This window comes from Mesorhizobium sp. WSM1386 (assembly GCF_055901595.1).
This window is the reverse complement of sequence record NZ_CM148373.1, coordinates 2,240,579-2,267,146: the sequence shown is the minus strand read 5'-3', so window position 1 is coordinate 2,267,146 and position 26,568 is coordinate 2,240,579. Positions and strand designations below refer to the sequence as shown.

Here is a 26,568-nt window from a genome sequence, read left to right as displayed (position 1 = left end):
CACCACGGAGCAACCTTCATGGATACCGGCCTGACCACCATACCGGAAGCGGCTGTCGAGAAGCACCGCGCCACCGCGCAAAGCTTCATCACCCGCATCGTCGTGCTGGAAGATCCCTCGCGAGAATCCGGCACGGCACTGGCCGGCACCAACCGCCGCTTCGTCTCCACCGTATCGGTGGGTTCGGTGCGCCGCACGCGCGAGGTCGAGCTGTCGAAGACAGTCGGCGCCGTCCATCCCGACGACCAGTTGCTCACCATCCCGCAGCACACGCTTCTGTTTCGCGCCCGGCGCGGCACGGCCATTGCCCTGGCCATATCCGATGTTTTCGCCGAAGGCTCCGACCTCGAAAGCCTGCAGGCGAAGAACACCCGCGCCCCGCTGGAGGGCGACGAGGCATCGGCCTTCAAGAAGCTGCTGTCGGCCTCCGCCTATATCTCCGCCTTCAGCCTGGCATCCTATCTGTTCCAGCTGATCGACAGCGACGGCGAGGAGGCGCCCAACGACATCCCCGAGCCGGATTTCCTGTTCGACACGCCGCAGGACGCGGTGAAGTCGATCCTGGCCGGCCTCGACAAGGCGATATCAGGCGCGTCCGACGACGCCGACCTGATGACGCGCGCGCGCGCTTTCGCCCGTGTCGCCATCGATGGGCTCCTGGCGCGAAAAGGCCGCTTCGACGGCATCGGCCCGTTCGAGAACGCCCATATCCGCATCGACGCCGACGATTTCACCCTCGACGGCTTCGACGTTGCACCCGGCAAGCGTTCGAGGCCGCTGGTGATGACCTTCAAGACGCCCGAAGAGGTCGTCGGCAACCACATCGCCAAATACCAGTCGGTCAAGCTCGCCAAGATGCTGATGGCCTATGATTTCGAGCGCGAGCTGAACCCGTTCGTCGAACTCGGCGGTTTCCTGTTCACCTTCATCGGCGACGGCGCGCCCGGCACCGGCAAGACGACGCTGATCCAGATGATCGCCGGCCTCGTCAACGGCTACTGCCAGATCGCGGGCTATCCCTTCGCCTACGAGAATTTCGGCGTCGACCAGATCTCGTCCTATCAGGGCAAATCGGGCCAGAACTGCCGCCAGTTCATCAACAATGTGCTGAACCCGCGCGTCATCGGCTTCGGCACCATCGACGACATCGATCAGGTGGCCGCCAGACGCTCCGACGACCGCGCCTCTGCCGGCCAGCAGGAGATCACCGGCGTCTTGATGGATGCCTTCGCCGGTGCCGCCACCGTGGTGCGCGGCAACTGCTCGTTCGGCATGTTCTCCAACTATCCCGAAAATGTCGACGATGCGCTGCGCCAGCGCGCCGGCGCCCGCTGGCTGGTCGACGGGCCGCAGACCCGCGACGACTACATCGACATCTTCGTGCTGCTCGCCGGCAAGAACCACAAGATACCGCTCGGCGACCACAAGCTCTATGCCGCGCAGGAAATCCAGCGCGCCGTGACCGAAGCCTATGAGGAGCACGAGAAGCCGCAGGAGGACGGCCTGATGAAGGTCTATGAGCGCTACATGAAGGAAAATGGCGCGCCCAAGACCATGGCCGACATCGGCACCTACCTGCACCTGATCAAGGACGCCGAGCCGCGCTTCACCGGCCGCGCCATCAAGAACGTCACCGACGCCATCAAGATGCGCGCCATGGACATCGAGCTTCCCGACGACTGGTTCGAGAAGCCGGAAGCGTTCATGCACAAGGCCTACGACGACAAGAAAGCCATGATCGAGGAACTGCGCGGGCCGTTCTCGATGGACATGGTCATGCAGGAGATCAACCGCTACGCCGACTCGGAATTCCGCTATTCCGACAAGTCCGACGATGCCGCCGTGGAAAAGCTGCTGCGCGACGCAAGGCTGCGCGAGAGGGCAGCGCGCGAGATGGAGGAGATGAAGAAGAAGGGCAATTGGTGATCTTTTCCTTCTCCCCGTTTACGGGGAGAAGGTGCCCGAAGGGCGGATGAGGGGCAGCGCCATGCGTGGAAGAAATGAGCCAAAAGTTGTGAGAGCCCGCGAGCTGCGGAAGGTTGAAAACGATGCCGAGGAACGTCTGTGGCACGAATTGCGTGGGCGGCGACTGAATGGCCACAAATTTGTTCGTCAACTGCCAATTGGCCCATATTTCGCGGACTTCGCCTGCCGCGAGGCCAACCTGGTTGTGGAAGTCGATGGCAGTCAGCATGCCAGTCGATCCGGTGATCGATACAGGGACGAGACGATGAACGACAACGGCTGGTCGGTATTGAGGGTATGGCACGCGGATGTTTTGGCCAACCTTTCGAGCGTCCTGGATACGATCGTTGCAGCGCTAGATGGCCGGCTGGATCGCAAGATGATCGGTGTCGATGTGAAATTTCTGTCGGCTGCGGCGTTGGAGCAAGAATAATGACCGTGTGCGCCGCCCCTCATCCGCCCTTCGGGCACCATCTCCCCGTGAACGGGGAGAAGGCAAGGTGAGCAAAAAACCCGACCTTCTGCGCGACAACGAACTCATCTATGGCCGGCTGCTCACTGTCGACGAGCCGCATCTCATCCAGCGCTACAACAAGGCGTTGGCCGCATTCGGCCTCAAGCCGACCAAGCTTGCGAGCTTCCAGATCGACCGCACCGGTTTCTCGCCCGAGATCGCCGATGAATGCGGCGACCCTGACTATCTCGATCCCAACGAGGTCAACCGCCGCTTCATCATCCTGACGCCGTCGCAGATCGACTTGCCGGTGGTGCACACCGCCTTCTCCAACACCTCGCAGCTGATGTTCGAGTTCATGTCCAAGAACCAGCGCGCCATCGATGCGCTGACCATCAAGGACGTCATCTACGGCGAGATCGAGGACACCGTCCCCGAGGTCAACGACATCGAGGACCTGCTGTCGATCAGCCAGGTCGAGTTCAAGGTTCTTTCGGCCGAGGACGTGCTGGGCAAGGCGGCCGAACTCGGCAAGCTCGTCGACAAGCTGAAGCAGGAGCCGGATGCCTGGCGCGACAACGCCATGCTGAACCGCATGGTGGAGCTGGCGAAGATCTGCGGCGACATCCGTGAGAACGCTCTGGTGCCCGACCAGGTGATCTTCCGCCACAATGCCTACTGGACCAGCCATTTCGGCGGGCTCTACGTGTTCGTCGACCCCGACATGACGACGGTGATCAGCGACCCGGCCGCCCCCGGCTTCCGCCGCTCGCGGCCCTGGCAGGTCAGCTATCTCTCGATCAACGACGCCGACAAGGTGTTCAAGTTCCTGGCCAGCACCGGCCGCATCGAACTGCCGCGCGCCTCATGGATCGAGTCGTCCGGCTATCTCGAGCACCGGGCCGAGATGGTGGTGCGCGCGCTGATCCGCGACGCCGAACCCGACCGCAACCTGACCGACGTCGACAAGGTCTGGCTGCAGACCTGGATCCAGAGCCATGCCGACCTGATCGCCAAGGACGGCAATTTCCCCTTCCTCAATGCCGCCAAGCGCGAAATCACCCAGCTTGGCCAACTCAAGATCGACGACGTGTTTCCCCAGCAGCGCTTCCTGGTGACCCGTGCCAAGCCGGACCACCCCGACGCATGGCTGACCAACCGGCTGATCTCGGATTTCGTACCGTCGGACTTCGTCTCGCGCTACATCTTCAACAAGCAGGGCTTCTACAGGGACTATGACGGCTTCAGCGACGCCTGGCGATCGCATGTTGTGGACGTTCTGAAAACCACATATTTGAAGGACAAGGTGGCGTTTCGCACGCGCCTCTACGGTCTGGCCGACTAAAATGAAATGACCCGTCATTTCGTTCTAATTTGTTGTTTTGGTGCATGTTATTTAAAAAAGTCCGCAACTTTCTGACATCATGCTTTGAGGGGGTGACATAAGCCATGCTTGATCCGATCGTGAATTTCTTCACCCGCATTTTCCAGTGGATCGGCCGCGGCATCGGCCTCGTCATCGGCGTGATCCTGTGGCCTTTCCTGTGGGCCGGGCGCTGGTATACGCAGCGCGGCTGGATCCTCAAGGCGGTGGTCGGCCTGGCTTTGCTGGTGCTGGTCGGCCTCTACGCCAATTTCTTCTACGCCACCCAATGGTGGAGCAATTTTAACCCGACCTATCCCGACTCTTACACTTTCGAGAAGCGCAATGTCTCCGCCGGCGAGCAGGTCGCCGCCGGCAGCGGCACCGACACGGCCAAGACTTGCGGCAATTCCGGCATTGCCCAGGTGGCGGCGGATCTGATCGACTTCAACGTCAATCAGAACGCCTGGGTCTCGTCGATGATCCTTTACAAGTTCGGCCTGTTCGGCATCGACTGGGACGACACGCCCTGGATGGACAACAAGGCTTCGTTCCAGCGCGGCATCAACCAGGCGGTGCGGCGCACCGCGACCGAGCTTGCCGACAATCTTGGCCGCGTGCGCACCACCTCGCAGATCGATACCAATCTCCAGGATGCCCGCGGTCAGCTGCAGTACGACGAGTCCATCTGGTATATCAGCCGCAACGGCATGACCGCGACCACGCCCAGCATGTACCGCCGTGCGATGGGCAATCTGCGCTCCTTCAACGCTCGCCTCGCCACCTGCCAGGCGACCTTCGATGCCCGCGCCGACAATCTGAAGCAGTATATCGACCGCATTGCTTCGGACATCGGTTCAACCTCGGCCATCCTCAAGGAGCGTGCCGAAAACCACAACAATGGCTGGTTCGACACCCGCGCCGACGACCGCTACTGGTTCGCCTATGGCCAGCTCTATGCCTATTACGGGCTGATGAAAGGCGCTCAGGCCGATTTCGAGGATGTCCTCAAGGAAAAGCACCTGCAGAGCCTGTGGGACACGATGGATGCCCAGTTCGTCTCGGCTCTGAGGATCCAGCCCTTCATCATCGCCAATGGCCGCGAGGATGGCTGGCTGTTGCCGACACACCTGACGACGATGGGCTTCTACATCCTGCGCGTGCGCTCCAACATGGTCGAGATCAGCAATGTTCTGACCCAGTAGCGCTGAGCCGCAATGCATGTCGCCCAACAGTGGTCCCGGTTTTGGGGAGAACGACATGCATAAAGCAAAGGGCAAGCCGATGGCGGATTTGCGCCGTCGCCTCTGTCGCATTCGGTGCATTGTGCGGCTGTTTTGAGACGGCGGAAGCCTCCCTGCTCTGGCTTCTATACGGCGCGGCAAGCGGAGCCAGGAAGAACCGAGGACAGGTCGGCCGGCCGCAGAGGAATTTTCTCTAGAGGAAACATAGTTGCATGGAAGTTGACGCCACGGCAGCGAGAGGGTTAGAACATGCCCGCGCGCCCGGTTCCAACCTGTTTGCAATAGATATCAACCCCGTCCCCTCCACCGTCCAATCCAGAGGAAAGCCGTCATGGCCGAAGTGAAGTCCGACATCGAGATCGCGCGCGGCGCCAGGAAAAAGCAGATCCAGGAGATCGGCCAGAAGATTGGCATCCCGACCGAACACCTGCTGCCCTACGGCCACGACAAGGCCAAGATATCGGCCGAATTCATCAAGTCGGTGAAGGGCAACAAGGACGGCAAGCTGATCCTGGTCACAGCCATCAACCCGACCCCGGCCGGCGAAGGCAAGACCACCACCACGGTCGGCCTCGGCGACGGCCTGAACCGTATCGGCAAGAAAGCGATCGTCTGCATCCGCGAGGCCTCGCTCGGCCCGAATTTCGGCGTCAAGGGCGGTGCCGCCGGCGGCGGTTACGCACAAGTCGTGCCGATGGAGGACATGAACCTTCACTTCACCGGCGACTTCCACGCCATCACCACCGCGCACAACCTTTTGTCGGCGCTGATCGACAACCACATCTACTGGGGCAATGAGCTCGGCATCGACACCCGCCGCGTGGTGTGGCGCCGCGTCATGGATATGAACGACCGGGCGCTGCGCGAGATCATCTGCTCGCTCGGCGGCGTCGCCAACGGTTTCCCGCGCGAGGCCGGCTTCGACATCACCGTCGCCTCGGAAGTCATGGCGATCCTGTGCCTGTCGACCGACCTGAAGGATCTGGAAAAGCGCCTCGGCGACATCATCGTCGCCTATCGCCGCGACAAGTCGCCGGTCTATGCCCGCGACCTCAAGGCCGATGGCGCCATGGCCGTGCTCTTGAAGGATGCCATGCAGCCCAATCTGGTGCAGACGCTGGAGAACAATCCGGCCTTCGTGCATGGCGGCCCGTTCGCCAACATCGCGCATGGCTGCAACTCGGTCGTCGCCACCACCACGGCGCTGAAGCTCGCCGATTACGTCGTCACCGAAGCCGGCTTCGGCGCTGATCTCGGCGCCGAAAAATTCTTCGACATCAAGTGCCGCAAGGCGGGCCTCAAGCCGGCGGCCGCCGTCATCGTCGCCACTGTGCGCGCCATGAAGATGAATGGCGGCGTCAAGAAGGAAGATCTCGGCAAGGAAAACGTCGAGGCGGTGAAGAAGGGCTGCGCCAACCTTGGCCGCCACATCGAGAACATCCGCCAGTTCGGCGTGCCGGCGGTGGTTGCCATCAACCACTTCTATTCCGACACCGACGCCGAGATCCAGGCGATGAAGGACTATGTCGCCTCGATGGGCGAAGAGGCGATCCTGTGCAAGCACTGGGCCCACGGCTCGGCCGGCATCGAGGATCTCGCCAACAAGGTGGTGGCGCTAGCCGAATCCGGCGCCTCGCAGTTCGCGCCGCTCTATCCCGACGCCATGCCGCTCTTCGAGAAGATCAACACCATCGTCCAGCGCATCTATCGCGGCTCCGAGGCAATCGCCGACAAGTCGGTGCGCGACCAGCTCAAGGCCTGGGAAGACGCCGGCTATGGCAACCTGCCGGTCTGCATGGCCAAGACCCAGTACTCGTTCTCGACCGACCCGAACCTGCGCGGCGCCCCGACCGGCCACACCGTGCCGGTGCGCGAGGTCAGGCTTTCGGCCGGTGCCGGCTTCGTCGTCATCATCTGCGGCGAAGTCATGACCATGCCCGGTCTGCCCAAGGCGCCCTCTTCGGAGAAGATCTTCCTCAACGAGGCCGGCCAGATCGAAGGGCTGTTCTAGACATTATGAATACCAGACACGAAAGGGCGCCGCAGCGATGCGGCGCCCTTTCTGTTTGGGATATTGCTACGCCGCGTTACGCGCCAGAGCCCGCTGGTTGGAGGCGTAGATCGTATCGCGCTCCGGCAAGGCGCCGGTCTTCAGGCACTCCACCCACTCGGCGGTCTTGAGCACCGCCGCGAAGCGCGACTGCAGGATAACACTCACCACGCGGTGAATCTCCTCCGCCGAGGCATAGCCGGCGCCGTTGGCATAGGGTAGCGAGCCGGTGGCATCGGACAGGAATTCGACCGCAAAGCCCATATGCACGGCGTGGATGATGGTCGACAGATCGCAATTGTGCGTCATGTAGCCGACCACCGTGAGCGTATCGATGGCGTTGGCGCGTAGCCAATCCTCGAGGTCGGTGCCGGTGAAGGCGGAAGGCAGGTTCTTTTCGATATAGTGGTCGCGGCCGCGCCTGGCGATCTCCGGATGCAGTTCGGCGCCATGGCTGCCCTTGGCGAAAACTGGCGATGTCTCGGGTGCCATCTGCTTGATGACCACTACCTTGACGCCGGCAGCATTGGCCGCATCCATGGCCCGCGCCACGTTGACGACGCTGTCGCGGAACGGCGGATGCTGGATGGCGAGATTGCCGCCATCATAGTCGTTCTGGACGTCGATGACGATGAGAGCGCGGCGCGGCGCGGTTTTGACTGGGTCAGACACGGGTGTTTTCCTTTCCGGCTTGAAATGCGATGGGGCCGAAAATAGGCATATCCCCAAGCGACCAAAAGTGTCCCGATTGACATCATTCGAAAGAATTGGGACAATCCGCAATCACTTTGCTGGAAGCCCCATGACCGACCCGATTATTGCCGTCCTAGCCTTCGACGGCATCAGCCCATTCCATCTCTCCGTGCCATGCCTGGTGTTCGGCGAGGACAGGACGGCGCTTGGGCTGCCGCGCTTCGAGTTCCGCATCTGCGCGGTCAAGGCCGGCCCGGTCCACACCGAAGCCGGACTGACCGTTGCCGCACCGCATGGGCTCGAAGGGCTCGACGGCGCCGATATCGTCATCATTCCAAGCTGGCATCATCTCGGCGAGCCGCCAGCGCCAGTGTTGATGGAAGCGATGCGCAGAGCGCACGAGCATGGCGCATTGATTGTCGGACTGTGTCTCGGAACCTTCGCCATTGCCGCGGCTGGACTGCTTTCAGGTCGCCGCGCCGCGACGCACTGGGCCTACTCCGAGCGGCTGCAGGAACTCCATCCAGACATCGCGGTCGATGCCACGGTGCTCTATGTCGACAATGGCGACGTCGTAACCTCGGCCGGTGTCGCGGCCGGCCTCGACTGCTGTCTCCACATCGTGCGCGCCCGCTACGGCGCGGAAGCGGCACTGCGGCTCGCCCGCCAGATCGTCCTTTCCCCGCACCGGCAGGGCGGGCAGGCGCAATTCATCGAGCGCCCCGTGGCAAAAAGCGCTGACGCCGACCGCTTCACCCAGGCGCTTGACGCGGTTTGCGCCACGCTCGGCGAGGCACACAGCCTCGACGGCGTCGCCGAAGCCGCCGGCCTGACCCGGCGCACCTTCACCCGCCGTTTCCAGAAGTCGATCGGCACCAGTTTTGGCGATTGGCTGACCAGCCAGCGGATAGAACTCGCGCAGCGGTTGCTGGAAACGACGGAGAAATCGATGGATATGGTCGCCTTCGAAGCCGGCTTCGGCAGCGCCACCTCGTTGCGCCAGCATTTTGCCGCGAGACTGAGGACATCGCCGGCGCAATACCGGCGCGAGTTTTCCAGGCGAGGCGAGCAGGACGAGCGCGCGGCGCTGTCGCGTTGATCGCCTGCGGCAGCCCCCTCACCCCCGCTTGACCGCCCGCGCCGGATTGCCGACCACCGTGGTGTCGGCTGGCACGTCACGCGTCACCACCGCGCCGGCGCCGACAATGGCGCCCTCGCCAATGCTGACGCCGCCAAGGATGACCGCGCTGCCGCCGATCCAGGCATTTGCGCCGATCTCGACCGGCCTGGCGATCTCCAGTCCCGCCTGCCGTCCCGCCGCTCGCCTGTGGTGCTCGGCGCAGTAGATCTGGACATTGGGGCCGAGCAGCGTTCCCTTGCCGATGCGCACCGGCGCCGTGTCCAGGATCGTGCAGCCGGCGTTGAGAAAAACATTGTCGCCGAGAAAGATGTTGAAGCCGTAGGCGCAGTGGAACGGCGCCTCGATGCGGGAGCCAGTGCCAGCGGCGCCGAGCAGCGCCTTCAGGCTCGGCCCGAGATTGCCGCGCTGGCGGGGCGGCAGCGTATTATGCTCGAACACGGCGTCGCGCGCCGTGGCGCGCAGCGCCTCCAATTCGTCATCGAGGCAGGTGTACCATTGGCCGGCGGCCATCCTTGTGCGCTCGCTTTCAGCCATGAAGGGTCTCCAGTCGACGTCATTGCAAAGCACAATCGCGGCCGGCAGAAAAGCGCCGACGCAAGTAGTGGCCAAATATCGGACCTATGGTAGCCTGCCTTCTGAGGGCTGTCCTGGCCCGGGGATCGAGGGGATCTACCATGCTTTACGTTCTCGCACTGTTGATCGGCGTTATTGCCGGCCTGCGCGCCATGACCGCGCCGGCCGCCGTCGCCTGGGGCGCCTGGCTCGGCTGGCTGCCGGTTGCCGGCACCTGGGCGAGCTTCATGAGCCACTGGGCCGCCGTCGGCATCTTCACCATCCTGGCCATCGTCGAGCTGGTCACCGACCAGCTGCCGTCGACGCCCAGCCGCAAGGTGCCGCAGCAGTTTGGCGCCCGCATCGTCATGGGCGCCTTCACTGGCGCGGTGATCGGCGCAGCTGGCGGCGCCACCATTGGCGGCCTGATCGCCGGGGCCATCGGCGCGGTCATCGGCACGCTGGGCGGCGCCGAGGCGCGCGGCCGGCTGGCGGCGGCTTTCGGCAAGGATCCGCCCGCCGCCTTCATCGAGGACGCGGTGGCGATCATCGGCGGCCTGCTGATCGTGGCGGCGGTGGCATGACGGCCAAGACTTTCGACGCCATCATCATCGGCGCCGGCCAGGCGGGGCCGCCATTGGCGGGCCGGCTGACGGATGCCGGCATGAGCGTGGCGCTGATCGAGCGCAAGCTGGTCGGCGGCACCTGCGTCAACACCGGCTGCATGCCGACCAAGACCATGGTCGCCAGCGCCTATGCCGCGCATCTCGCCAGGCGCGCCGCCGATTATGGGGTGACGCACTCGGGACCCGTCGGGGTCGACTATGACAAGATCAAGGCGCGCAAGGACAAGGTCACCAACGACGCCCGCGGCAATTTGGAAACCTGGATTGCCGGCATGAAGGGCTGCACCCTCTATCGCGGCCACGCACGCTTCGAGACCGCCAACACAGTGCGCGTCGGTGACGAGTTGCTGACCGCCGAAAAGATCTTCCTCAACACCGGCGGCCGCGCTTCGGTGCCCGATCTGCCCGGCGTCCACGATATCGATTACCTGACCAATTCCACGATGATGGATTTAGACGTGCTGCCGCGCCACCTGATCGTTGTCGGCGGCAGCTACATCTCGCTCGAATTCGCGCAGATGTTCCGCCGCTTCGGCTCGGAAGTCACCGTCATCGAAAAAAGCCCGCGCCTGACCGGCCGCGAGGACGAGGACGTCTCCGCAGCCATCCTGTCGATTCTCGAAAATGAAGACATCGCGGTTCATCTCGGCGCCGACGACATCGGCTTTGCCAGGCAGGGCAACGACATTGCCGTAACCTTCTCCGCCGGCAAACCACCGGCTGTCGGCTCGCACGTGCTGCTGGCGCTCGGCCGCAACCCCAACACCGATGACCTCGGCCTCGACAAGGCCGGCGTGGAAGTCGACAAACGCGGCTTCGTCACCGTCGACGACCAGTTGCGCACCAGCGTGCCGGGCATCTGGGCGATGGGCGACTGCAACGGCAAGGGCGCCTTCACGCACACCTCCTACAACGACTATGAGATCGTCGCCGCCAATTTGCTCGACAACGATCCGCGCAAGGTCAGCGACCGCGTCGAGGCCTACGCGCTCTACATCGACCCGCCGCTCGGCCGCTGCGGCATGACGGAGGCCGCGGTCAGGAAATCCGGCCGCCGGGCGCTGGTCGGCCAGCGGCCGATGACGCGCGTCGGACGCGCCGTCGAAAAGGGCGAAACGCAAGGCTTCATGAAGATCCTTGTCGATGCCGACACCAGGGAAATCCTCGGCTGTTCGGTGCTCGGTCCTGGCGGCGACGAGGCGGTGCATTGCGTGCTCGACCTGATGTACGCCAAGGCGCCCGTCGACACGCTGGCGCGCGCCATGCACATCCATCCGACCGTCTCGGAACTGCTGCCCACCATCGCGCAGGAGCTGAAGCCGCTGGTCTGAAACTATTCGGCTTCCGGTCCGATGCCTCGGCAGCCCGCTGCGGATCTGCTCCATCCTTTCTGCATTGCTGCATTGCAGCGATGTATGTTGCGCCTGGCATGGATCCTCGCGCAGTCTAAAATTGAACCGATTCAGTCTGGACGCCCCATGCCTTTGCCGATCCTTGCGCTTGCCATTGCGTCCTTCTGCATCGGCACCACCGAATTCGTCATCATGGGGCTGCTGCCGGAGGTCGCCGCCGACCTCGGCGTGACGATCCCCGCCGCCGGCCTGCTGGTCACTGGCTATGCGCTGGGCGTCGTCTTCGGCGCGCCGATCGTCGCCATGGCCACGGCGCATCTGCCGCGCAAGCCGGTGCTGGTCGGGCTGGCCGCCCTGTTTGTGGTTGGCAATCTGTTCTGCGCCATCGCCCCCAACTACTGGCTGTTGATGGCCGCGCGCGTCTTTACCGCCTTCGGCCACGGCGCCTTCTTCGGCATCGGCTCGGTCGTCGCGGCAAGCCTGGTGCCACGCAACAAGCGCGCCAGCGCCATCGCGCTGATGTTCGCCGGGCTGACGCTGTCCAACATTCTGGGCGTTCCGGCCGGCACGGCGCTTGGTGAAGCTTTCGGCTGGCGCTCCACCTTCCTCGCCGTGGTCGGCATCGGCCTGATCTCGTTCGCGGCCATCGCCTGGCTGGTGCCGTCCGATGTCGCCGAGCCGAGCGGCGGCGGCCTGCGCGGCGAACTGCGTGTGCTGGGCAAGTTGCAGGTCTGGCTGGCGATGCTGATCGCCTCGCTGGCCTCGGCCAGCCTGTTCGCCGTCTTCACCTACATCAAGCCGTATCTCACCGACGTGTCCGGCCTGTCGACCTCGGCGGTCACCTGGGTGCTCTTGCTGTTCGGCGCCGGCATGACCATCGGCAACGTCATCGGCGGCCGGCTGGCCGACTGGAAGCTGATGCCGACAGTCATCGGCACGCTGCTTTTGATGGCGGTCCTGTTCGTCGGCTTCATGCAGTTCGGCGCGATCCCGAGCGTCGCCATCGGCGTGGTCTTCCTGTGGGGGCTGCTGGTCTTCGTCGTCGTGCCGCCGCTGCAGATCCGCGTCGTCGAGGCGGCTTCCGAGGGACCGAACCTTGCCGCCACGCTCAACCAGGGCGCCTTCAATGTCGGCAACGCCGGCGGGGCATGGATCGGCGGCGTGGCCCTTTCCGCTGGCGTTTCCTATGCCCACCTGCCCCTGGTCGGTGCGGTGCTCGCTTTGCTGGCGGTCACCGTCGCGGTGCTGTCGCAGGCCCTGGACCGGCGGATCCCCGTCGCACAACCCGCCGAGTAGCGCGACAAATTGGACCAATCGACAATGGCCTCGCAGAGGGGCATGTCTCTCCGCCTGCCGAAGGAGGAAGTCATGCAGAAATCGATCGAACGCATCGCCGGCGACAGCGATGGCGTTTCCTACGAATTCCCGGTGTTCCGCTTCGCCGGCGCCGACAAGGCGGCGCCCTCGGCCTATTTGCAGGCGGCACTCCATGCCGGCGAGTTGCCGGGCGTCGTCGCCATCGATGCCTTGATGCCGATGCTCGCCAAGGCCGAAGCCGAAGGCCGCATCAAGGGCAACATCACAATCGTGCCGTGGGCCAACCCGATCGGCCGCGCCCAGTATCATTTCGGCGAGCATCAGGGCCGCTTCCATCTGGGCACCCGCACCAACTTCAACAGAGGCTTTCCGTTGCTTGCGGCACCCGATGCCAAGCTTTTGCCCGACACCACGTTCGGCGGCGCCGACCAACGGTTGAAGTCACGCCTGGTGCAGCTGTCGCTCGGCAACGACATCGTGCTCGACCTGCATTGCGACGACGAAGGCCTAGCCTATCTCTACATCCACACCAGCCTGTGGCCAGCCATGGCCGATTGCGCCGCCGCCATGGGCATCGAGGCGGTGGTGCTGTGGAGTGAAGATACCGACGGCACTTTCGAGGGCGCCTCGATCATGCCCTACCAGAACGTTCCCGCCGAGGTGGCGAAGCTCGACCGCCGCGTCGCCACAACGGTCGAATATCGCGGCATCCTCGATGTCGATGGTGCGTTCGCCGCCGCCGATGCCGAAGGCCTTTACCGGCTGCTGGTGGCACGCGGCGTGATCGCAGACGGCGCCCTGCCGGCGCCCGGTCCGTTCAAGGGTGTCGTCGCGCCGTTGGAAAACATCGACATGATGCCGGCGCCCCGGGCTGGCGCTGTCCTCTATGACGTAAAGCCCGGCGACCGCGTCGCGCGGGGCGCGCGGCTGGCCACCATCGTCCATGCGCCGGGCGAAGCCGATGGCCGCACGGAAGTGTTCGCGCCGCAGGATGGCCTCATCCTGACCCGCCGCTCGCGCCGCATCATCCGCGCCGGCGAGGATTTGCTGAAACTGGTCGGTGACAGGAAGAGCGCCGACGCGAGGTCGGGCACGCTGGAGGATTAGCCAGAAATGGCCTGCCGAGCCTTGGCCTCCAGCCACTCAGCCATCTGCCGGTAAGGCACGGGGCCATGGCTGATGCGGGCGACACCGAGTTCAGCCAGCCGCTGCCGTGGCGGCACATGCGCCAGCGCGATGATGTTGACCGGCAGCGTCGTGGCCTTGCACAGCGCCTCGATCAGCCCTTCGTCACCAAGGCCCGGCGCAAAGAAGCCGCTAGCCCCGGCTTGTTCATAGGCATGCGCGCGCTCGATCGCCTGGTCGAGCAGGCCCCTGTCATGCGCATCGGGCTTCGCCTTGGGGAAGACGTCGGTGCGGGCGTTGAGGAAGGCCGGGATACCGGAGGCCTTGACGGCCGCCGCAGCCGCCTCGACCCTCTTTACCTGCACGGCAATGTCGTGCAGGCCGGCGCCGCCGACAATCTGGTCCTCGAAATTGAAGCCGATGGCGCCGGCTTGCAAGGCACGCGTCACTGTTTGGGCGACAACCTCCGGCTCGACGCCATAACCGCCCTCGAGGTCCATGGTCACCGGCAGGTCGACCGCCGCCACGATGCGCTTGATGTTGTCGAGCGCCAGTTCCAGCGGGATCTTCTCGCCATCGGCGTAGCCAAAGGCGGCCGCGACCGGCCAGCTTCCGGTGGCGATGGCCTTGGCGCCGGCTTTCTCGACGATCTTGGCCGAACCCGGATCCCAGGCATTGTAGAGAACGACCGGATTTCCCCTGACGTGAAGGGAATGGAACGTTCGCGCGCGCTCGATCTGGTCGGTCATGATGTCTATCCCGTCTTCTCGATGTTGGACACGCAGTTTAGGCAGGGCTACCGGCTGTGGCGATGTGCCATGGGCCTGAGAAGCGGCGGCCACCGAACAGACTTTTCAAATCAGTTGCGTATCCGGTTTTTCGCCGCTATGGATTTCGCCATGAACATGCGTTCGACCAAGACCATTTGGTGGTGGGCCTGCTGACAGCGGCCTGTTCGAACGCGCGTGCGTGAAAGAGAGGGTGGCCGCAACGGAATGTCCGGGCGGCCATTTGTTTTTCCAAAGCCAGTCCCGGGTCCGTTGCCCCAACAAGCTGATGGAGACGGCAATGACGATGAAGGTACTGGAAAACGGCGCTGAAAGCTTCGTGACTGCGGGTGGCATCACCATCACCCGCGAGCGTCACGACAGGCCCTATGCGGGAGCCATCGACAGCTATGTCGATGGCTTGAATTCGCGCCGGGGCGCGGTGTTCTCCTCGAATTACGAATATCCCGGCCGCTACACGCGCTGGGACACCGCCATCATCGATCCGCCGCTGGTGATCTCGGCGCGCGGCCGCGCCATGCGCATCGAGGCGCTGAACGGCCGCGGCGAGGCGCTGTTGCCGGTCATCGGTAAGACGCTCGGCGACCTTTCCGAGGTGACGATCGCCGAAACTTCGAAGAAACTCATCCGCCTCGACGTCGCCAAGCCCGGCCGCGTCTTCACCGAGGAAGAGCGCAGCCGCGTTCCCTCGGTCTTCACTGTCCTGCGCGCCATCACCGCTTTGTTCAAGACCGCCGAAGACGCCAATCTCGGCCTCTACGGCGCCTTCGGCTACGACCTCGCCTTCCAGTTCGATCCGGTCGACTACAAGCTCGAGCGCAAGCCCAGCCAGCGCGACCTGGTGCTGTTCCTGCCCGACGAAATCCTGGTCGTCGACCATTATTCGGCCAAGGCCTGGACCGACCGCTACGACTATTCGGGCGAAGGTTTTTCCACCGAGGGCCTGCCGCGCGACGAAATCGCCGAGCCGTTCAAGACCGCCGACCGCATCCCGCCGCGCGGCGACCACGAGCCAGGCGAATATGCCAATCTGGTGCGCCGCGCGATGGACTCGTTCAAGCGCGGCGATCTGTTCGAAGTCGTGCCCGGCCAGATGTTCTACGAGCGCTGCGAGACACAGCCATCGGAGATTTCGCGCAAGCTGAAGTCGATCAACCCCTCGCCCTATTCCTTCTTCATCAATCTGGGCGAAGGCGAATACCTGATCGGCGCCTCGCCCGAAATGTTCGTGCGCGTCAATGGCCGCCGCGTCGAAACCTGCCCGATCTCGGGCACCATCAAGCGCGGTGACGACGCCATTTCGGACAGCGAGCAGATCCTGAAACTGCTCAACTCGAAGAAGGACGAATCCGAGCTCACAATGTGCTCGGACGTCGACCGCAACGACAAGTCGCGGGTCTGCGAGCCGGGCTCGGTGCGCGTCATCGGCCGCCGCCAGATCGAGATGTATTCGCGCCTGATCCACACCGTCGATCACATCGAGGGCCGCCTGCGCGAAGGCATGGACGCCTTCGACGCGTTTCTCTCGCACGCCTGGGCGGTCACCGTCACCGGCGCGCCGAAACTGTGGGCCATGCGCTTCATCGAGCAGAACGAGAAGAGCCCGCGCGCCTGGTATGGCGGTGCGATCGGCATGGTCAATTTCAACGGCGACATGAACACCGGCCTGACGCTGCGAACCATCCGCATCAAGGACGGTATCGCCGAGGTGCGCGCCGGCGCCACGCTGCTTTTCGATAGCATTCCCGAGGAAGAAGAAGCCGAAACCGAACTGAAGGCATCCGCCATGCTCTCCGCCATCCGCGACGCAAAGGCAGGCAACTCCGCCAGCACCGAGCGCACCACCGCGCGCGTCGGCGACGGCGTCAACATCCTGCTCGTCGACCACGAGGACTCCTTCGTCCACACGCTCGCCAACTATTTCCGGCAGACCGGCGCCAATGTCTCGACCGTGCGCACGCCGGTGCCGGGGGAAGTCTTCGACCGGCTGAAGCCCGACCTTGTTGTGTTGTCGCCCGGCCCCGGCACGCCGAAGGATTTCGACTGCGCCGCCACCATCGCACGAGCTCGTGCCCGCGAGCTGCCGATCTTCGGCGTCTGCCTTGGCTTGCAGGCGCTGGCGGAGGCTTATGGCGGGGAACTCAGGCAGTTGCATATTCCCATGCACGGCAAGCCGTCGCGCATCCGCGTCTCCAAGCCGGGCATCATCTTTTCCGGCCTGCCCAAGGAAGTCACCGTCGGTCGCTACCACTCGATCTTCGCCGATCCGGTGCGGCTGCCCGATGACTTCATTGTCACGGCAGAGACCGAGGATGGCGTCATCATGGCCTTCGAGCACCGCAAGGAGCCCATCGCCGCTGTCCAGTTCCACCCGGAATCGATCATGACGCTCGGCCACAATGCCGGCATGCGCATCATCGAAAACATCGTTGCCCATTTGCCGCGCAAGGCCAAGGAAAAGGCAGCCTGAACTCAATGGCCGAAGCCGAGAACACGGTGGCGATCGCGGCCAAGGCCGCGGCGAAGCGCAAGGTCGCCAACCTTGCCCTCTGGTCGATCATCATTGCCGCGATCGTGCTCGGCCTCAAAATCGTCGCTTGGTACGTTACCGGTTCGGTAGCGCTTTATTCGGACGCGCTGGAATCGATCGTCAACGTCATCGCCTCGGCCGCCGCCTTCTGGGCGATCCAGATCAGCTACAGGCCGGCCGACCAGGATCACCCGTTCGGCCATCACAAGGCGGAATATTTCTCGGCAGTGCTCGAAGGCGTGCTGATCGTGCTCGCCGCCCTTCTGATCCTGAACGAAGTCTGGCGCTCCTGGCAGGCGCCGGCGCCACTTGAGCAGCCCTGGAAAGGTCTTGCCGTCAACGGCGTCGCCACCGTCATCAACGCCTTCTGGGCCTGGACGCTGATCCGCGCCGGCCGGGCCGAGAAGTCGCCGGCGCTGGTAGCCGACGGCAACCACATCATGACCGACGTGGTCACCTCGATCGGCGTGTTCGGCGGCCTGGTCGGGGCCATCCTGACCGGCTGGCAGATCCTCGATCCGGCTCTCGCCGTCCTCGTCGCGCTCAACATCCTGTGGCAGGGCTGGCACGTCATCGGCTCGTCGATGAACGGACTGATGGACCGCGCCGTCGACACGAAGGAAAACATGCGCATCCGCGACGTCATCTCGGCCAACTGCAAGGGCGCGCTGGAGGTGCATGACCTCAAGACCCGCATCGCCGGCCGCGCCACCTTCATCGAATTTCACCTGGTCGTCGACGCCGACATGTCGGTCGGCGCCAGCCACGTCATCTGCGACCGCATCGAGGACGCGCTAAAGGCCGAAATCCCCTCGGTGCGCGTCACCATCCACGTCGAGCCCGACGATGAAGCCAAGCTGCCGAAAGGCACGACGGCTGTGCCGTTTGCATAGCCTGCAGTTTTGCGAGGCCTGTCGAGATTCAGGTCAGGCCGAGCCGAGAATGGTGGCTTCCGAGAACCGGAGCGGAGCGTACTTAAGTACGTGAGCACCGGAAGCGCAGGAAGCTGCCGTTCGCAGGCCGGCATCACCTGAATATCGGCAGGCCTCACGGGGCGCAGGCTGATTGCGGCATTGGCTGCAGCCGGTAGACCTTGTCATCGGATTGCGTCTTGCCGTCGGCCGCCTTCGAGCAGAGATCGACGATCGCCAGGCTGCTGTTGGGATTGGCCAGCATCATCATGCCGTTGGTACCGCGCTTGAGGAAAATCTCCTTCTGCGCGATGTCGCAGGAGAAATCGCTCATTTTCGAGCTCGCGGCGCAACGCCACTGGTCCGCCTCGCCCTGGCAGGAATAGGTCTGCGTGACCTTGCCCGACTTCTGCCGCGTCGTGACCGAGACGGCAATATCGGCGCCGTCGGGCCAATTGGCGACGTCACCGCCGGAAGCGTAGGAGGCCAGTTCCACCGGGCCGCGGAAAACCCGGATCGATTGCGTCAGCTGGCCGGGATGCGAGGCCAGATGCGACGCGTCGTAGTCGCGGCCGTAGCAAAAGGCCTGTTCGGGCTTCAGCCGCTCGCGCAACGGCACCCCGAGCGCCGGATCGATCGGATCGATGCGCGCGAACTCCGCCTTGCAGGTCGCGGCCAGCATCGGGTCGAGGCGGAAATTGTCGTCCTCCTTGCCAAGCGCCTGCCTGTCGTATTCGGCCGCGCCGAGTTCTTCTTCCGAATCCGCATCGAGATAGATATCGGACGACAGATCGGACAGGAGCAACCGGCCCTTGTCGTCGAGCTTCAGCGACGCCAGCGTGCGGTCGCAATCCATGCCGCAACGGATCTGGCCCGATGCGTCGTCCTCGGACGCGTGATTGCACCAGCCGCCTGCCCATTGCGGCGACTTGGCGCCGCGCACGGTGGTGGTAAGGAACCCATTGTAGGACGTGTCCGAATTCGCCGACGGTTCCTCGTTCGGCCTGCTGACCGGATCATGGCCATAGTAGAAGAAGATCCGCGCCACCTTCTGCTTCGGATACGCCTTCATATGCGCCGCGTCATAGACCCGGCCGAAACAGGCGTCCGCCCCGTTCGGGCTGAGTTCGGTGAGTTTGAGCGCATCGTCGGCAGCGGCCGTGCCTGTCAGCAGACCGAGCAGCGCGGCGCCAAATCCGGCGCCGGCGATTGTCTTCCATTGCCCTACCCTGGACGTCATGTGACCCCTCCTCGCATCGACAGGACGTAACGTCAATTTATGCTAGTATTGCGGCTGGAGCCACGCAAATCGCGGAGAAATCCGAGGAGGGATGCCATGCGCCGGCGCGACATGTTCCGCGCGGTTCTTGCCGGAACCGGAACGCTTCTTGGCCTGCGGGCCGTGCAGGCCGCGGCTACCGAGCCCACCAGGCTGAAGGTCGCCTATCACCTGAGCGATGTGGACAAGGTCAACTTCGTGCTCGGCAACATCAAGAATCACTATGAGGGCTCTGGCGGCAATGTCGACATCGTGCTCGTCGTGCATGGCCCGGCCCTTGCCGGCTTCAAGTCGAAGGGCATATCGGCGGCGGTCTCCGGCCGCTTCGCCGCCCTGGTACAGCAGGGGCTGGAGCCGCATGCCTGCGCCAACACCATGCACGGCATGGACATTTCGCTGGCCGACCTGCTCGCCGGCTTCCATGCCGCCGACAAGGGTGGTGTCGTCAAGCTCGCCGAACTGCAAAGCCAGGGCTATGCCTATCTCAGGCCATAGTGCACAGTCTTGGCTGGACGGTCGCGAACGGCTGGTCTCATGAAAATCTCCGGAGGAAACTGTAGTGCCAGGCACGACCGCGCTTACCATCCCCGATCTCGCTGGCAAGGCGGTGCTGGTCACCGGTGCCTCGACCGGCATCGGCGCCGCACTGGCGCTGGCCTATGCCGCGCAGAAGTCCAAGGTGGCACTGCACTACAATTCAAGCCGCGACGCCGCCGAGAAGCTTGGCAAGACCATTGCCGACAATGGCGGCGAGGTGTTCCTCGTCCAGGGTGACTTCTCCGTCGCCGCCGATGTCGAACGCGTCGTCGAGGACAGCGCGCAACATTTCGGCCGCCTCGACGGGCTGGTCAACAATGCCGGTGGCATGCTCGGCCGCGTGCCCTATGCGGAGCAGACCGAAGCCCATTACGACGCGGTGATGGACCTCAACGCGCGTTCGGTGCTGACCGCTTCGCGCAAGGCGATGCCGTGGCTGAAGAAGCAGGGCGGCTTCATCGTCAACACCTCGTCGATCGCCGCGCGCAACGGGGCGGGCGGCGGCGCCGGCCTCTACGGCTCGGCCAAGGCCTTCGTCTCCAACGTGACGCGCGGCATGGCCAAGGAACTGATCGGCTTCGGCATCCGCGTCAACGCGGTGGCGCCCGGCACCATTCTCACACCGTTCCACGAACGTTATTCGACCGACGAACAGATGAAAGGCATGGTCGCCACCATTCCGCAAGGGCGCGCCGGCACCGCCGAAGACTGCGTCGGCGCCTATCTGTTCCTCTCATCGGACCTGTTGAGCGGCTACATCACCGGCCAGGTGATCGAGGTGAATGGCGGCCAGTTGATGCCGTGACCGGCTATCTGCATACTGGCGGCCCGCATACTCTTGTCGGAGACTTTGAAGGGGAGACAACGGAATGTACGGACTGATCGGCAAGATGCGGGCGGCGCGCGGCCAGCGCGATGCGGTCATGGATGTCTTGCGCGCCAGCACCGGCGCCCTGCCCGGCTGCCTGAGCTATATCATCGCCCGCGACCCCGCGGATGCCGATGCGATCTGGGTCACGGAAGTGTGGACCGACGCCGAAAGCCACAAGGCCTCGCTGCAGCTTCCCGAAGTCCAGGCGGCCATCGCCAAGGCCCGGCCCTTCATCGCCGGCTTCGAGTTCCAGGTGGAAACCCATCCGGTTGGCGGCTTCGGGTTGGCTGAGGCCAAGACTGACTGACTAGAACAGACAGTGCGATGCCAACGGGGCAACCTGCAATGCAGATCGTGAACACCCAAGATGCGAAGGCCAATCTTTCACGTCTCGTTGACCAGGCCGCCAAAGGTGAGCCATTCATCGTAGCCAAGGCGGGCAAACCATTGGTCAAGGTCGTGTCGATCAACCAGCAGCCGTCGGCTCACGCGCGACGGATCGGTTTTATGGCTGGCCAGTTTTCCGTCCCCGACGACTTCGATCGCATGGGCGGCGGACAGATCGAGCAACAGTTCGACGCCAACGCGTAGGCTCCTTTTTTGGCGCAACGGCTTCGCATCGCCCGGCTTCGCGTCTAAGACCGAAAAATGGATTCCTCGGCCGAGCCACCTCTGGACCAGCCCGCCATCGAGCGCATGGCGCGCATGGGCAGGCTTTGGCAGTGGCTGGTCCTGCTCACCATCTCGGCCCTGTTTGCCGGCGCGCTCGAACTCGCCGCTTTGCCGGCGGCGCTGCTGATCGGGCCGATGCTGGCGGCCATCGCCGCCGGCACCAATGGCTCCACGGTGCGCGTACCGCGCCTTCTGTTCGGCTCTGCCCAGGCGATCGTCGGCTGCCTCGTCGCCGCTTCGATCTCGGCCGACATCTTTCCCGTCTTCTACCGGGAATGGCCCCTGTTCCTGGGTGTCGTGGTGGCGACCGTCGCGGCCTCCAGCCTGCTCGGCTGGCTGATCAGCCGCTGGCGTATCCTGCCCGGCACCACCGCCGTCTGGGGCTCCTCGCCGGGGGCCGCCACCGCCATGGTGCTGATGGCTGGCGCCTTCGGCGCCGACCAGCGCCTCGTCGCCTTCATGCAGTATCTGCGCGTCATCTTCGTTTCGGTGACGGCGGCTTTGGTCGCCAAGATGTGGGTAGACACACCGGGCATCGAGATTCCGCCCATCGTCTGGTTTCCGCCGATCGATGCCCAAGCCTTCGCCGCCACCATCGGCATCGCGACCGTCGGCGGGCTGGCGGGCAAATTGTGCCGGCTGCCCTCGCCGTTTTTCCTCGGCACCTTCATCTTCGGCACCGTCATCCATCTCGGCCTTGGCGTGGAGATGCAATTGCCGCCCTGGCTGCTGGCCGTCAGCTACGCCATGGTCGGCTGGTCGATCGGATTGAACTTCACCCGGCCGATCCTGCGCCATGCGACGCGCGCCCTGCCGCAGATCATCGCCTCGATCGTGGCGCTGATCGCCTTTTGCGGCGGGCTCGCCTTCCTGATCAGCCATCTGCTCGGCATCGATCCGCTGACCGCCTATCTGGCGACCAGCCCCGGCGGCATGGACAGCGTCGCCATCATCGCCGCCGCTGCGCGGAACGTCGACATCTCCTTCGTCATGGCGCTGCAATCGGCACGTTTCCTCGTCGTGCTGCTGGTCGGCCCAAGCGTCGCGCGGCTGGTGGCGCGTTCGATCAGAGATTAGGCGGGACCACTCCCCAGACCCCATAATTTGGCTGGCCGGATCCAAGCCGGCGTTGCCGCTGTGCGATAGGTCAACGCCAAGAACCTGTTCGACACTCGTAAGACCATCTGCTCGGCCGGCTATTGCCACCGCGACGAAGGGCGCTCGCTGTTCGCCAGCCTGCGCTACCGTTTCTGAGATCAGCGCCCAGCGCGAGGAGCAGCCGCTACTCCTCGCCGCCCCCATTTTCGCCCGGCGCGCCGCGGCGCCAATAGGCGATGACAAGGTGTCTGTCGCGCGACAGGCCCCACTCCTTGCGCACGATCTTGCGGATTTCGCGGAAGTCGGCGAATTCGCATCCGGCCCAGACATGGAGCCCGTCGGCAAGCGCGGCGCGGCTGCGCTCCCGCAAAGCGGCTGGCAGCAGGCCGGCGGTGCCGGCCTCGCGGCCGTGCCGGTAGAGCCAAGTGATGTCGATGTTCTCGCCCTGCGGCAACGCGATCCGGTCATCCGGACCGTCGACCTCGATGAGCGCCTCGGCGCGGGTCGACGGTGGCAGATGCTCCAGGATCCTGCCAATGGCAGGCAGCGCCGTGTCGTCGCCGGCCAGAAGCAGGATCTGCGCCTCCGGCGCCTCGCCGCCGCCGGGCCCGATCATGCCGATCACGTCTCCCGTCCGTGCGTTCTGCGCGAAGTCGGCGGCGGGCGTGTCCTGGCCGGGATGCAGAACGAAATCGACATCGAGCCAGCCGCTTGCGGCGTCTATCGCCCGGATCGTGTAGACCCGCACGGTCAGCGCGTCCTCCCCGGAGGGCCAGACAAGCAGGCCGTCAGCGCCAAGGGTGGGCCAGACCGGCCGCCGGCCACGCGGCGGCAAGAGCAGGCGCATGTGCAGACCGCCATGGGTAAAACGGCCGAGATCCTTGCCGGCGAAACGCAGCCGCTGCATGTGCGGCGAAATCCGCGTCGACGACATCACGGTGATTTCGCGGAAGAAGACCGGCGTGCCGGCATCGCTGCCGTCGCCTTCCCAACGCAATCCGCTGGTGGTGCCAAGATGCTGTGCAACATGGCCGGCGACCGTCATCTTCATGTAGGAGAGGCAGGTCTCGTCCATAGCCGCGACGCGGACCAGCATGGCGTTGCCGTCGAGCGTGGCGCTCAACGACCCGTAATAGAGGCGAAGCTCCCATCGATCCGCAGCACCGGTTTCGATCTCGAATTCGCCGTGCTCGGTGCGCAGATGCTCGATCGCCGACCTCATCGCCTCATCGCTGATCCGGGTCTGCGCACTCAACTGGTCCATCGTTCAAGTCCTTCGATAGCGGTTCAAACGAAGCCGCCGAAAGATCTTGGCCTCGTCGCCATCGCCGGGCATGCCACAGCGCCGCCGTCGTTTCCATAAGAAACTTGACTTAAGTAATCATATTTCTGATGAGCCGTCGGAGATCTGATTTATGCCGGCCGGCCTATCGCGGTGCCGCAAGGCGTTCGGGAAGGAAATCGACGAAAACGCGCACCTTCGGCGACAAATGGCGATTGGAGGGCCACAGCATCCGGAACTGGCCACGGCCGTCGACATGATCGTCCAGAACGATGCGCAGCTTGTCCTCGCGCAACGCCTCGCGGACCAGGAAATCGGGCATGCAGGCGATACCCAGGCCGGTGAGCGTGGCGCCCTTCAAGGCTTCCATATTGTTGCAGGTCAGCATCGAGCGAATCTGCGGTTGGGCGCTTCCGGTAATGAACGGCCAGTCCAGCAGCCTGCCGCTGTTGAGAAAGCGGAAGTTTATGCCGAAATGCCTGATCAGATCAGCCGGCACGCTCGGGGTGCCATGGCGGTCGAGGTAGGAGGGCGCCGCGCACAAGAGCATACGAAACGGCGCAACGGGTCTCGACACCAACCGTGAATCGGGCAGCTCGCCACTTCTGATCGCGACATCGATGCCCTCCTCGATGACGTCGACGACGCGATCGTTGAAATCGATATCGAGCTCGATCTCGGGATAGCGGGCCATGAACTCCGACAGCACCGGCAGCAGCAGATGGTAGGTGACGATCGGGGTCGAGACACGAAGCCGCCCGCGTGGCGTCTCGCGTGTCCGCGACAGCATCGCCTCGGCATCGTCGATGTCGTCGAGGATGCGCCGCACCCGCTCGTCGAACAGTCTGCCCTCCTCTGTCAGGCCGACACGTCGCGTGCTGCGCTGCAGGAGCCGCACGCCGAGCTCCTGTTCGAGCCGCGCGACGCTCTTGCCGACGGCGGAAGCCGAGATGCCGAGCGCGCGGCCGGCGGCGATGAAACTGCCGAGTTCGGCGGTGCGGGCGAAGGCCAAGAGGCCATTGAGGCGATTCATTGCATTTTCCATTCGAGCGTTTCAGTCCGGTATGTCAGGAAATACAATACCATTTTTCTGGAAAGACGGCGGGCCTATCTTGTCGTTGCGACCGGCGCGCGACCCACGCGGCAAGCTGGCGGATGCTTTTTCAGATAGGAAAATCCATGACCCTGAAGACCACAACCGGCTCGGCCGAGAGATGGCTGGTGCTCTTGTCGGTATGCCTTGCCGCGATGACGATGCCCTTGACCTTCACCGGCCCGGCGGTCGCGCTCTCGCGTATAGCGGCCGATCTCGGCGGCAGCCCGATCGCGCTCAACTGGGTGACGAACGCCTTCATGCTGACTTTCGGCGCCAGCCTGATGGCGGCCGGAGCGCTGGCCGACAATCACGGCCGCAAGCGGATTTTCCTCGCTGGCCTCTGCCTCTATGTCGTGGCGTCACTTGGCGCGATGCTGGCGCCCGACATCGCCTGGTTCGACATGTTCAGGGCCGCGCAAGGGATCGGCAGTTCCCTGGCCTTCGCCGGCGGCGCCTCGGCACTTGCCCAGGAATTCGAGGGACCGCTGCGGCTGCGCGCCTTCTCCTTCCTCGGCACCAGCTTCGGCATCGGTCTCGCCTTTGGTCCAATCGCCTCCGGCCTGCTCATCTCCGCATTCGGTTGGCGATCGATCTTTGTTCTGGTCGCGGCACTCGCGATCGCCTCGGCGGTCCTCGGCCTGCGCACCATCAGGGACTCGCGCGACCCGGATGCGACCGGGCTCGACTGGGCGGGAGCTGGCACCTTCACCATCGCGCTGGCCTCGCTGACCTATGGCGTGTTGCAGGCGCCGCAGAGCGGCTGGGCCGATCCCCTCGTCATCGCGGTGCTTGCAGCGGCAATTGTCTTCTTTGCCGTCTTCGTCATGGTTGAGCAGCGCGTGCGGCGACCGATGCTCGATCTCACCCTGTTTCGCTTTCCTCGCTTTGTCGGCGTCCAGTTCCTGGCCGCGGCACCTGCCTATGGCTTTGTCGTTCTGCTCGTGCTTCTGCCGATCCGCTTCATCGGCATCGAAGGGATGAGCGAGATCAAGGCCGGGCAATTGATGATCTGCCTCTCGGGACCGCTGCTGATCCTGCCTTTGCTTGCCGGCCAGCTGGCGCGCTGGATCGCGCCGGCCACGATCTGCGGCGTCGGCCTGCTCGTCACCGCAGCCGGCCTCGTCTGGCTGAGCCTGACACCACCGGTCGACATCGCGCTGGTGGCGCCGCTTGTGCTGATCGGCGTCGGCATTGCCTTGCCGTGGGGACTGATGGACGGGCTTGCCGTCAGCGTCGTGCCGAGGGAGCGCGCCGGCATGGCGGTCGGCATCTTCAACACCACCCGCGTCGCCTGCGAGGGCGTGGCGGTGGCAATCGTCATGGCGACACTGTCCGGCTTCACCGCGGCACAGCTGGCCGCTCAGGGAGCGTCCACGGATACGGCCGCCGCGGCGCAGCTGCTGGTGACCGGCAATGTCGGCGCAAGTGCGCAATATCTGCCGACGGCCAGCGCCGCCGTCCTGGTCGGGGCTTACGAAGCGGCGTTCGACAGGCTGCTGATCGTGCTGGCGGCAATCACCATCGTCACCGCCCTTGTCGTGTTCCTCGGCCTGCGTCGCGGATCGACTGTGGAACATGAGGCCGTGCCTGTCCCGGCATGCCAGGAAGGATAGGCTGCGGAT

24 protein-coding genes are annotated in these 26,568 nt (G+C 64.2%); 18 read left to right on the top strand and 6 right to left on the bottom strand.

What is annotated here, in order from left to right; genetic code table 11:
• Window positions 1-18: 18 nt before the first annotated feature.
• The 5 genes from AC0NIH_RS11090 to AC0NIH_RS11070 all read left to right on the top strand — a co-directional run bounded on the left by AC0NIH_RS11090 (window position 19) and on the right by AC0NIH_RS11070 (window position 7,037).
• On the top strand, window positions 19-1,926 hold the full coding sequence (locus AC0NIH_RS11090; RefSeq protein WP_473468236.1) for an AAA family ATPase: 1,908 nt from the start codon (window positions 19-21) through the stop codon (window positions 1,924-1,926).
• A gap of 61 nt (window positions 1,927-1,987) precedes the next feature.
• A complete protein-coding gene (locus AC0NIH_RS11085; RefSeq protein ID WP_473468237.1) occupies window positions 1,988-2,398 on the top strand; it encodes an endonuclease domain-containing protein in 411 nt (136 codons plus the stop codon).
• A gap of 67 nt (window positions 2,399-2,465) precedes the next feature.
• Window positions 2,466-3,764, top strand: a complete 1,299-nt coding sequence (locus AC0NIH_RS11080) for a DUF6638 family protein (protein ID WP_473468238.1) — start codon at window positions 2,466-2,468, stop codon at window positions 3,762-3,764.
• Between the two features lie 104 nt (window positions 3,765-3,868).
• Window positions 3,869-4,987, top strand: a complete 1,119-nt coding sequence (locus AC0NIH_RS11075; RefSeq protein WP_224687751.1) for a DUF2333 family protein — start codon at window positions 3,869-3,871, stop codon at window positions 4,985-4,987.
• Window positions 4,988-5,357: 370 nt separating this feature from the next.
• Window positions 5,358-7,037 (top strand): formate--tetrahydrofolate ligase, encoded by a 1,680-nt coding sequence (locus AC0NIH_RS11070; protein ID WP_023767992.1) that lies wholly within the window; start codon window positions 5,358-5,360, stop codon window positions 7,035-7,037.
• Between the two features lie 66 nt (window positions 7,038-7,103).
• On the opposite strand, the gene AC0NIH_RS11065 is transcribed toward AC0NIH_RS11070, so the two are convergent.
• The gene (locus AC0NIH_RS11065; protein ID WP_473468240.1) at window positions 7,104-7,748 is read right to left on the bottom strand and encodes a cysteine hydrolase family protein; all 645 of its coding nucleotides are present in this window, start codon (window positions 7,746-7,748) and stop codon (window positions 7,104-7,106) included.
• A 130-nt stretch (window positions 7,749-7,878) separates the two neighbouring features.
• On the opposite strand from AC0NIH_RS11065, the gene AC0NIH_RS11060 reads away from it, so the two are divergent.
• Window positions 7,879-8,868 (top strand): GlxA family transcriptional regulator, encoded by a 990-nt coding sequence (locus tag AC0NIH_RS11060; protein WP_352711219.1) that lies wholly within the window; start codon window positions 7,879-7,881, stop codon window positions 8,866-8,868.
• Between the two features lie 18 nt (window positions 8,869-8,886).
• On the opposite strand, the gene AC0NIH_RS11055 is transcribed toward AC0NIH_RS11060, so the two are convergent.
• The gene (locus AC0NIH_RS11055; RefSeq protein ID WP_473468241.1) at window positions 8,887-9,444 is read right to left on the bottom strand and encodes a sugar O-acetyltransferase; all 558 of its coding nucleotides are present in this window, start codon (window positions 9,442-9,444) and stop codon (window positions 8,887-8,889) included.
• A gap of 140 nt (window positions 9,445-9,584) precedes the next feature.
• Here AC0NIH_RS11055 and AC0NIH_RS11050 point away from each other — a divergent pair, with 140 nt between their 5' ends.
• The 4 genes from AC0NIH_RS11050 to AC0NIH_RS11035 all read left to right on the top strand — a co-directional run bounded on the left by AC0NIH_RS11050 (window position 9,585) and on the right by AC0NIH_RS11035 (window position 13,864).
• A complete protein-coding gene (locus AC0NIH_RS11050; protein WP_473468244.1) occupies window positions 9,585-10,046 on the top strand; it encodes a DUF4126 domain-containing protein in 462 nt (153 codons plus the stop codon).
• The gene (locus AC0NIH_RS11045) at window positions 10,043-11,419 is read left to right on the top strand and encodes an FAD-containing oxidoreductase (RefSeq protein WP_473468246.1); all 1,377 of its coding nucleotides are present in this window, start codon (window positions 10,043-10,045) and stop codon (window positions 11,417-11,419) included. The genes AC0NIH_RS11050 and AC0NIH_RS11045 overlap by 4 nt, the downstream gene beginning before the upstream one ends.
• A 147-nt stretch (window positions 11,420-11,566) precedes the next feature.
• On the top strand, window positions 11,567-12,736 hold the full coding sequence (locus tag AC0NIH_RS11040; protein WP_473468248.1) for an MFS transporter: 1,170 nt from the start codon (window positions 11,567-11,569) through the stop codon (window positions 12,734-12,736).
• A gap of 72 nt (window positions 12,737-12,808) precedes the next feature.
• Entirely contained in the window at window positions 12,809-13,864 is a 1,056-nt protein-coding gene (locus AC0NIH_RS11035) for a succinylglutamate desuccinylase/aspartoacylase family protein (RefSeq protein WP_473468251.1), read from the top strand.
• On the opposite strand, the gene AC0NIH_RS11030 is transcribed toward AC0NIH_RS11035, so the two are convergent.
• Window positions 13,861-14,631, bottom strand: coding sequence for an isocitrate lyase/PEP mutase family protein (locus AC0NIH_RS11030; protein WP_473468253.1), 771 nt, complete (start codon window positions 14,629-14,631; stop codon window positions 13,861-13,863). The two genes, AC0NIH_RS11035 and AC0NIH_RS11030, sit on opposite strands and share 4 nt — an antisense overlap.
• Before the next feature lie 319 nt (window positions 14,632-14,950).
• On the opposite strand from AC0NIH_RS11030, the gene AC0NIH_RS11025 reads away from it, so the two are divergent.
• On the top strand, window positions 14,951-17,140 hold the full coding sequence (locus AC0NIH_RS11025) for an anthranilate synthase (RefSeq protein ID WP_473468254.1): 2,190 nt from the start codon (window positions 14,951-14,953) through the stop codon (window positions 17,138-17,140).
• A 5-nt stretch (window positions 17,141-17,145) separates the two neighbouring features.
• Complete coding sequence (locus AC0NIH_RS11020; RefSeq protein ID WP_473468256.1) at window positions 17,146-18,093, top strand: cation diffusion facilitator family transporter; 948 nt, start codon at window positions 17,146-17,148, stop codon at window positions 18,091-18,093.
• A 154-nt stretch (window positions 18,094-18,247) separates the two neighbouring features.
• On the opposite strand, the gene AC0NIH_RS11015 is transcribed toward AC0NIH_RS11020, so the two are convergent.
• Entirely contained in the window at window positions 18,248-19,351 is a 1,104-nt protein-coding gene (locus AC0NIH_RS11015) for a hypothetical protein (RefSeq protein ID WP_473468258.1), read from the bottom strand.
• 96 nt (window positions 19,352-19,447) lie between these two features.
• Here AC0NIH_RS11015 and AC0NIH_RS11010 point away from each other — a divergent pair, with 96 nt between their 5' ends.
• From AC0NIH_RS11010 to AC0NIH_RS10990, 5 genes are all read left to right on the top strand, one after another.
• Entirely contained in the window at window positions 19,448-19,885 is a 438-nt protein-coding gene (locus AC0NIH_RS11010; protein WP_473468260.1) for a DsrE family protein, read from the top strand.
• A 64-nt stretch (window positions 19,886-19,949) separates the two neighbouring features.
• Window positions 19,950-20,732: an SDR family NAD(P)-dependent oxidoreductase gene (locus tag AC0NIH_RS11005; protein ID WP_473468262.1), complete on the top strand. Its 783-nt coding sequence runs from the start codon at window positions 19,950-19,952 to the stop codon at window positions 20,730-20,732.
• Between the two features lie 64 nt (window positions 20,733-20,796).
• Complete coding sequence (locus tag AC0NIH_RS11000; RefSeq protein WP_473468264.1) at window positions 20,797-21,105, top strand: putative quinol monooxygenase; 309 nt, start codon at window positions 20,797-20,799, stop codon at window positions 21,103-21,105.
• 38 nt (window positions 21,106-21,143) lie between these two features.
• The gene (locus AC0NIH_RS10995) at window positions 21,144-21,389 is read left to right on the top strand and encodes a type II toxin-antitoxin system Phd/YefM family antitoxin (protein WP_473468266.1); all 246 of its coding nucleotides are present in this window, start codon (window positions 21,144-21,146) and stop codon (window positions 21,387-21,389) included.
• 57 nt (window positions 21,390-21,446) lie between these two features.
• Window positions 21,447-22,547: an AbrB family transcriptional regulator gene (locus AC0NIH_RS10990; protein ID WP_473468268.1), complete on the top strand. Its 1,101-nt coding sequence runs from the start codon at window positions 21,447-21,449 to the stop codon at window positions 22,545-22,547.
• Between the two features lie 205 nt (window positions 22,548-22,752).
• Here AC0NIH_RS10990 and AC0NIH_RS10985 read toward each other — a convergent pair whose 3' ends face one another.
• Together AC0NIH_RS10985 and AC0NIH_RS10980 are read right to left on the bottom strand one after the other, a co-directional pair.
• Entirely contained in the window at window positions 22,753-23,832 is a 1,080-nt protein-coding gene (locus tag AC0NIH_RS10985) for a siderophore-interacting protein (protein WP_473468270.1), read from the bottom strand.
• Between the two features lie 163 nt (window positions 23,833-23,995).
• Window positions 23,996-24,883: a LysR family transcriptional regulator gene (locus tag AC0NIH_RS10980; protein ID WP_473468273.1), complete on the bottom strand. Its 888-nt coding sequence runs from the start codon at window positions 24,881-24,883 to the stop codon at window positions 23,996-23,998.
• Window positions 24,884-25,029: 146 nt separating this feature from the next.
• On the opposite strand from AC0NIH_RS10980, the gene AC0NIH_RS10975 reads away from it, so the two are divergent.
• Entirely contained in the window at window positions 25,030-26,559 is a 1,530-nt protein-coding gene (locus tag AC0NIH_RS10975; RefSeq protein ID WP_473468275.1) for an MFS transporter, read from the top strand.
• Window positions 26,560-26,568 lie beyond the last annotated feature (9 nt).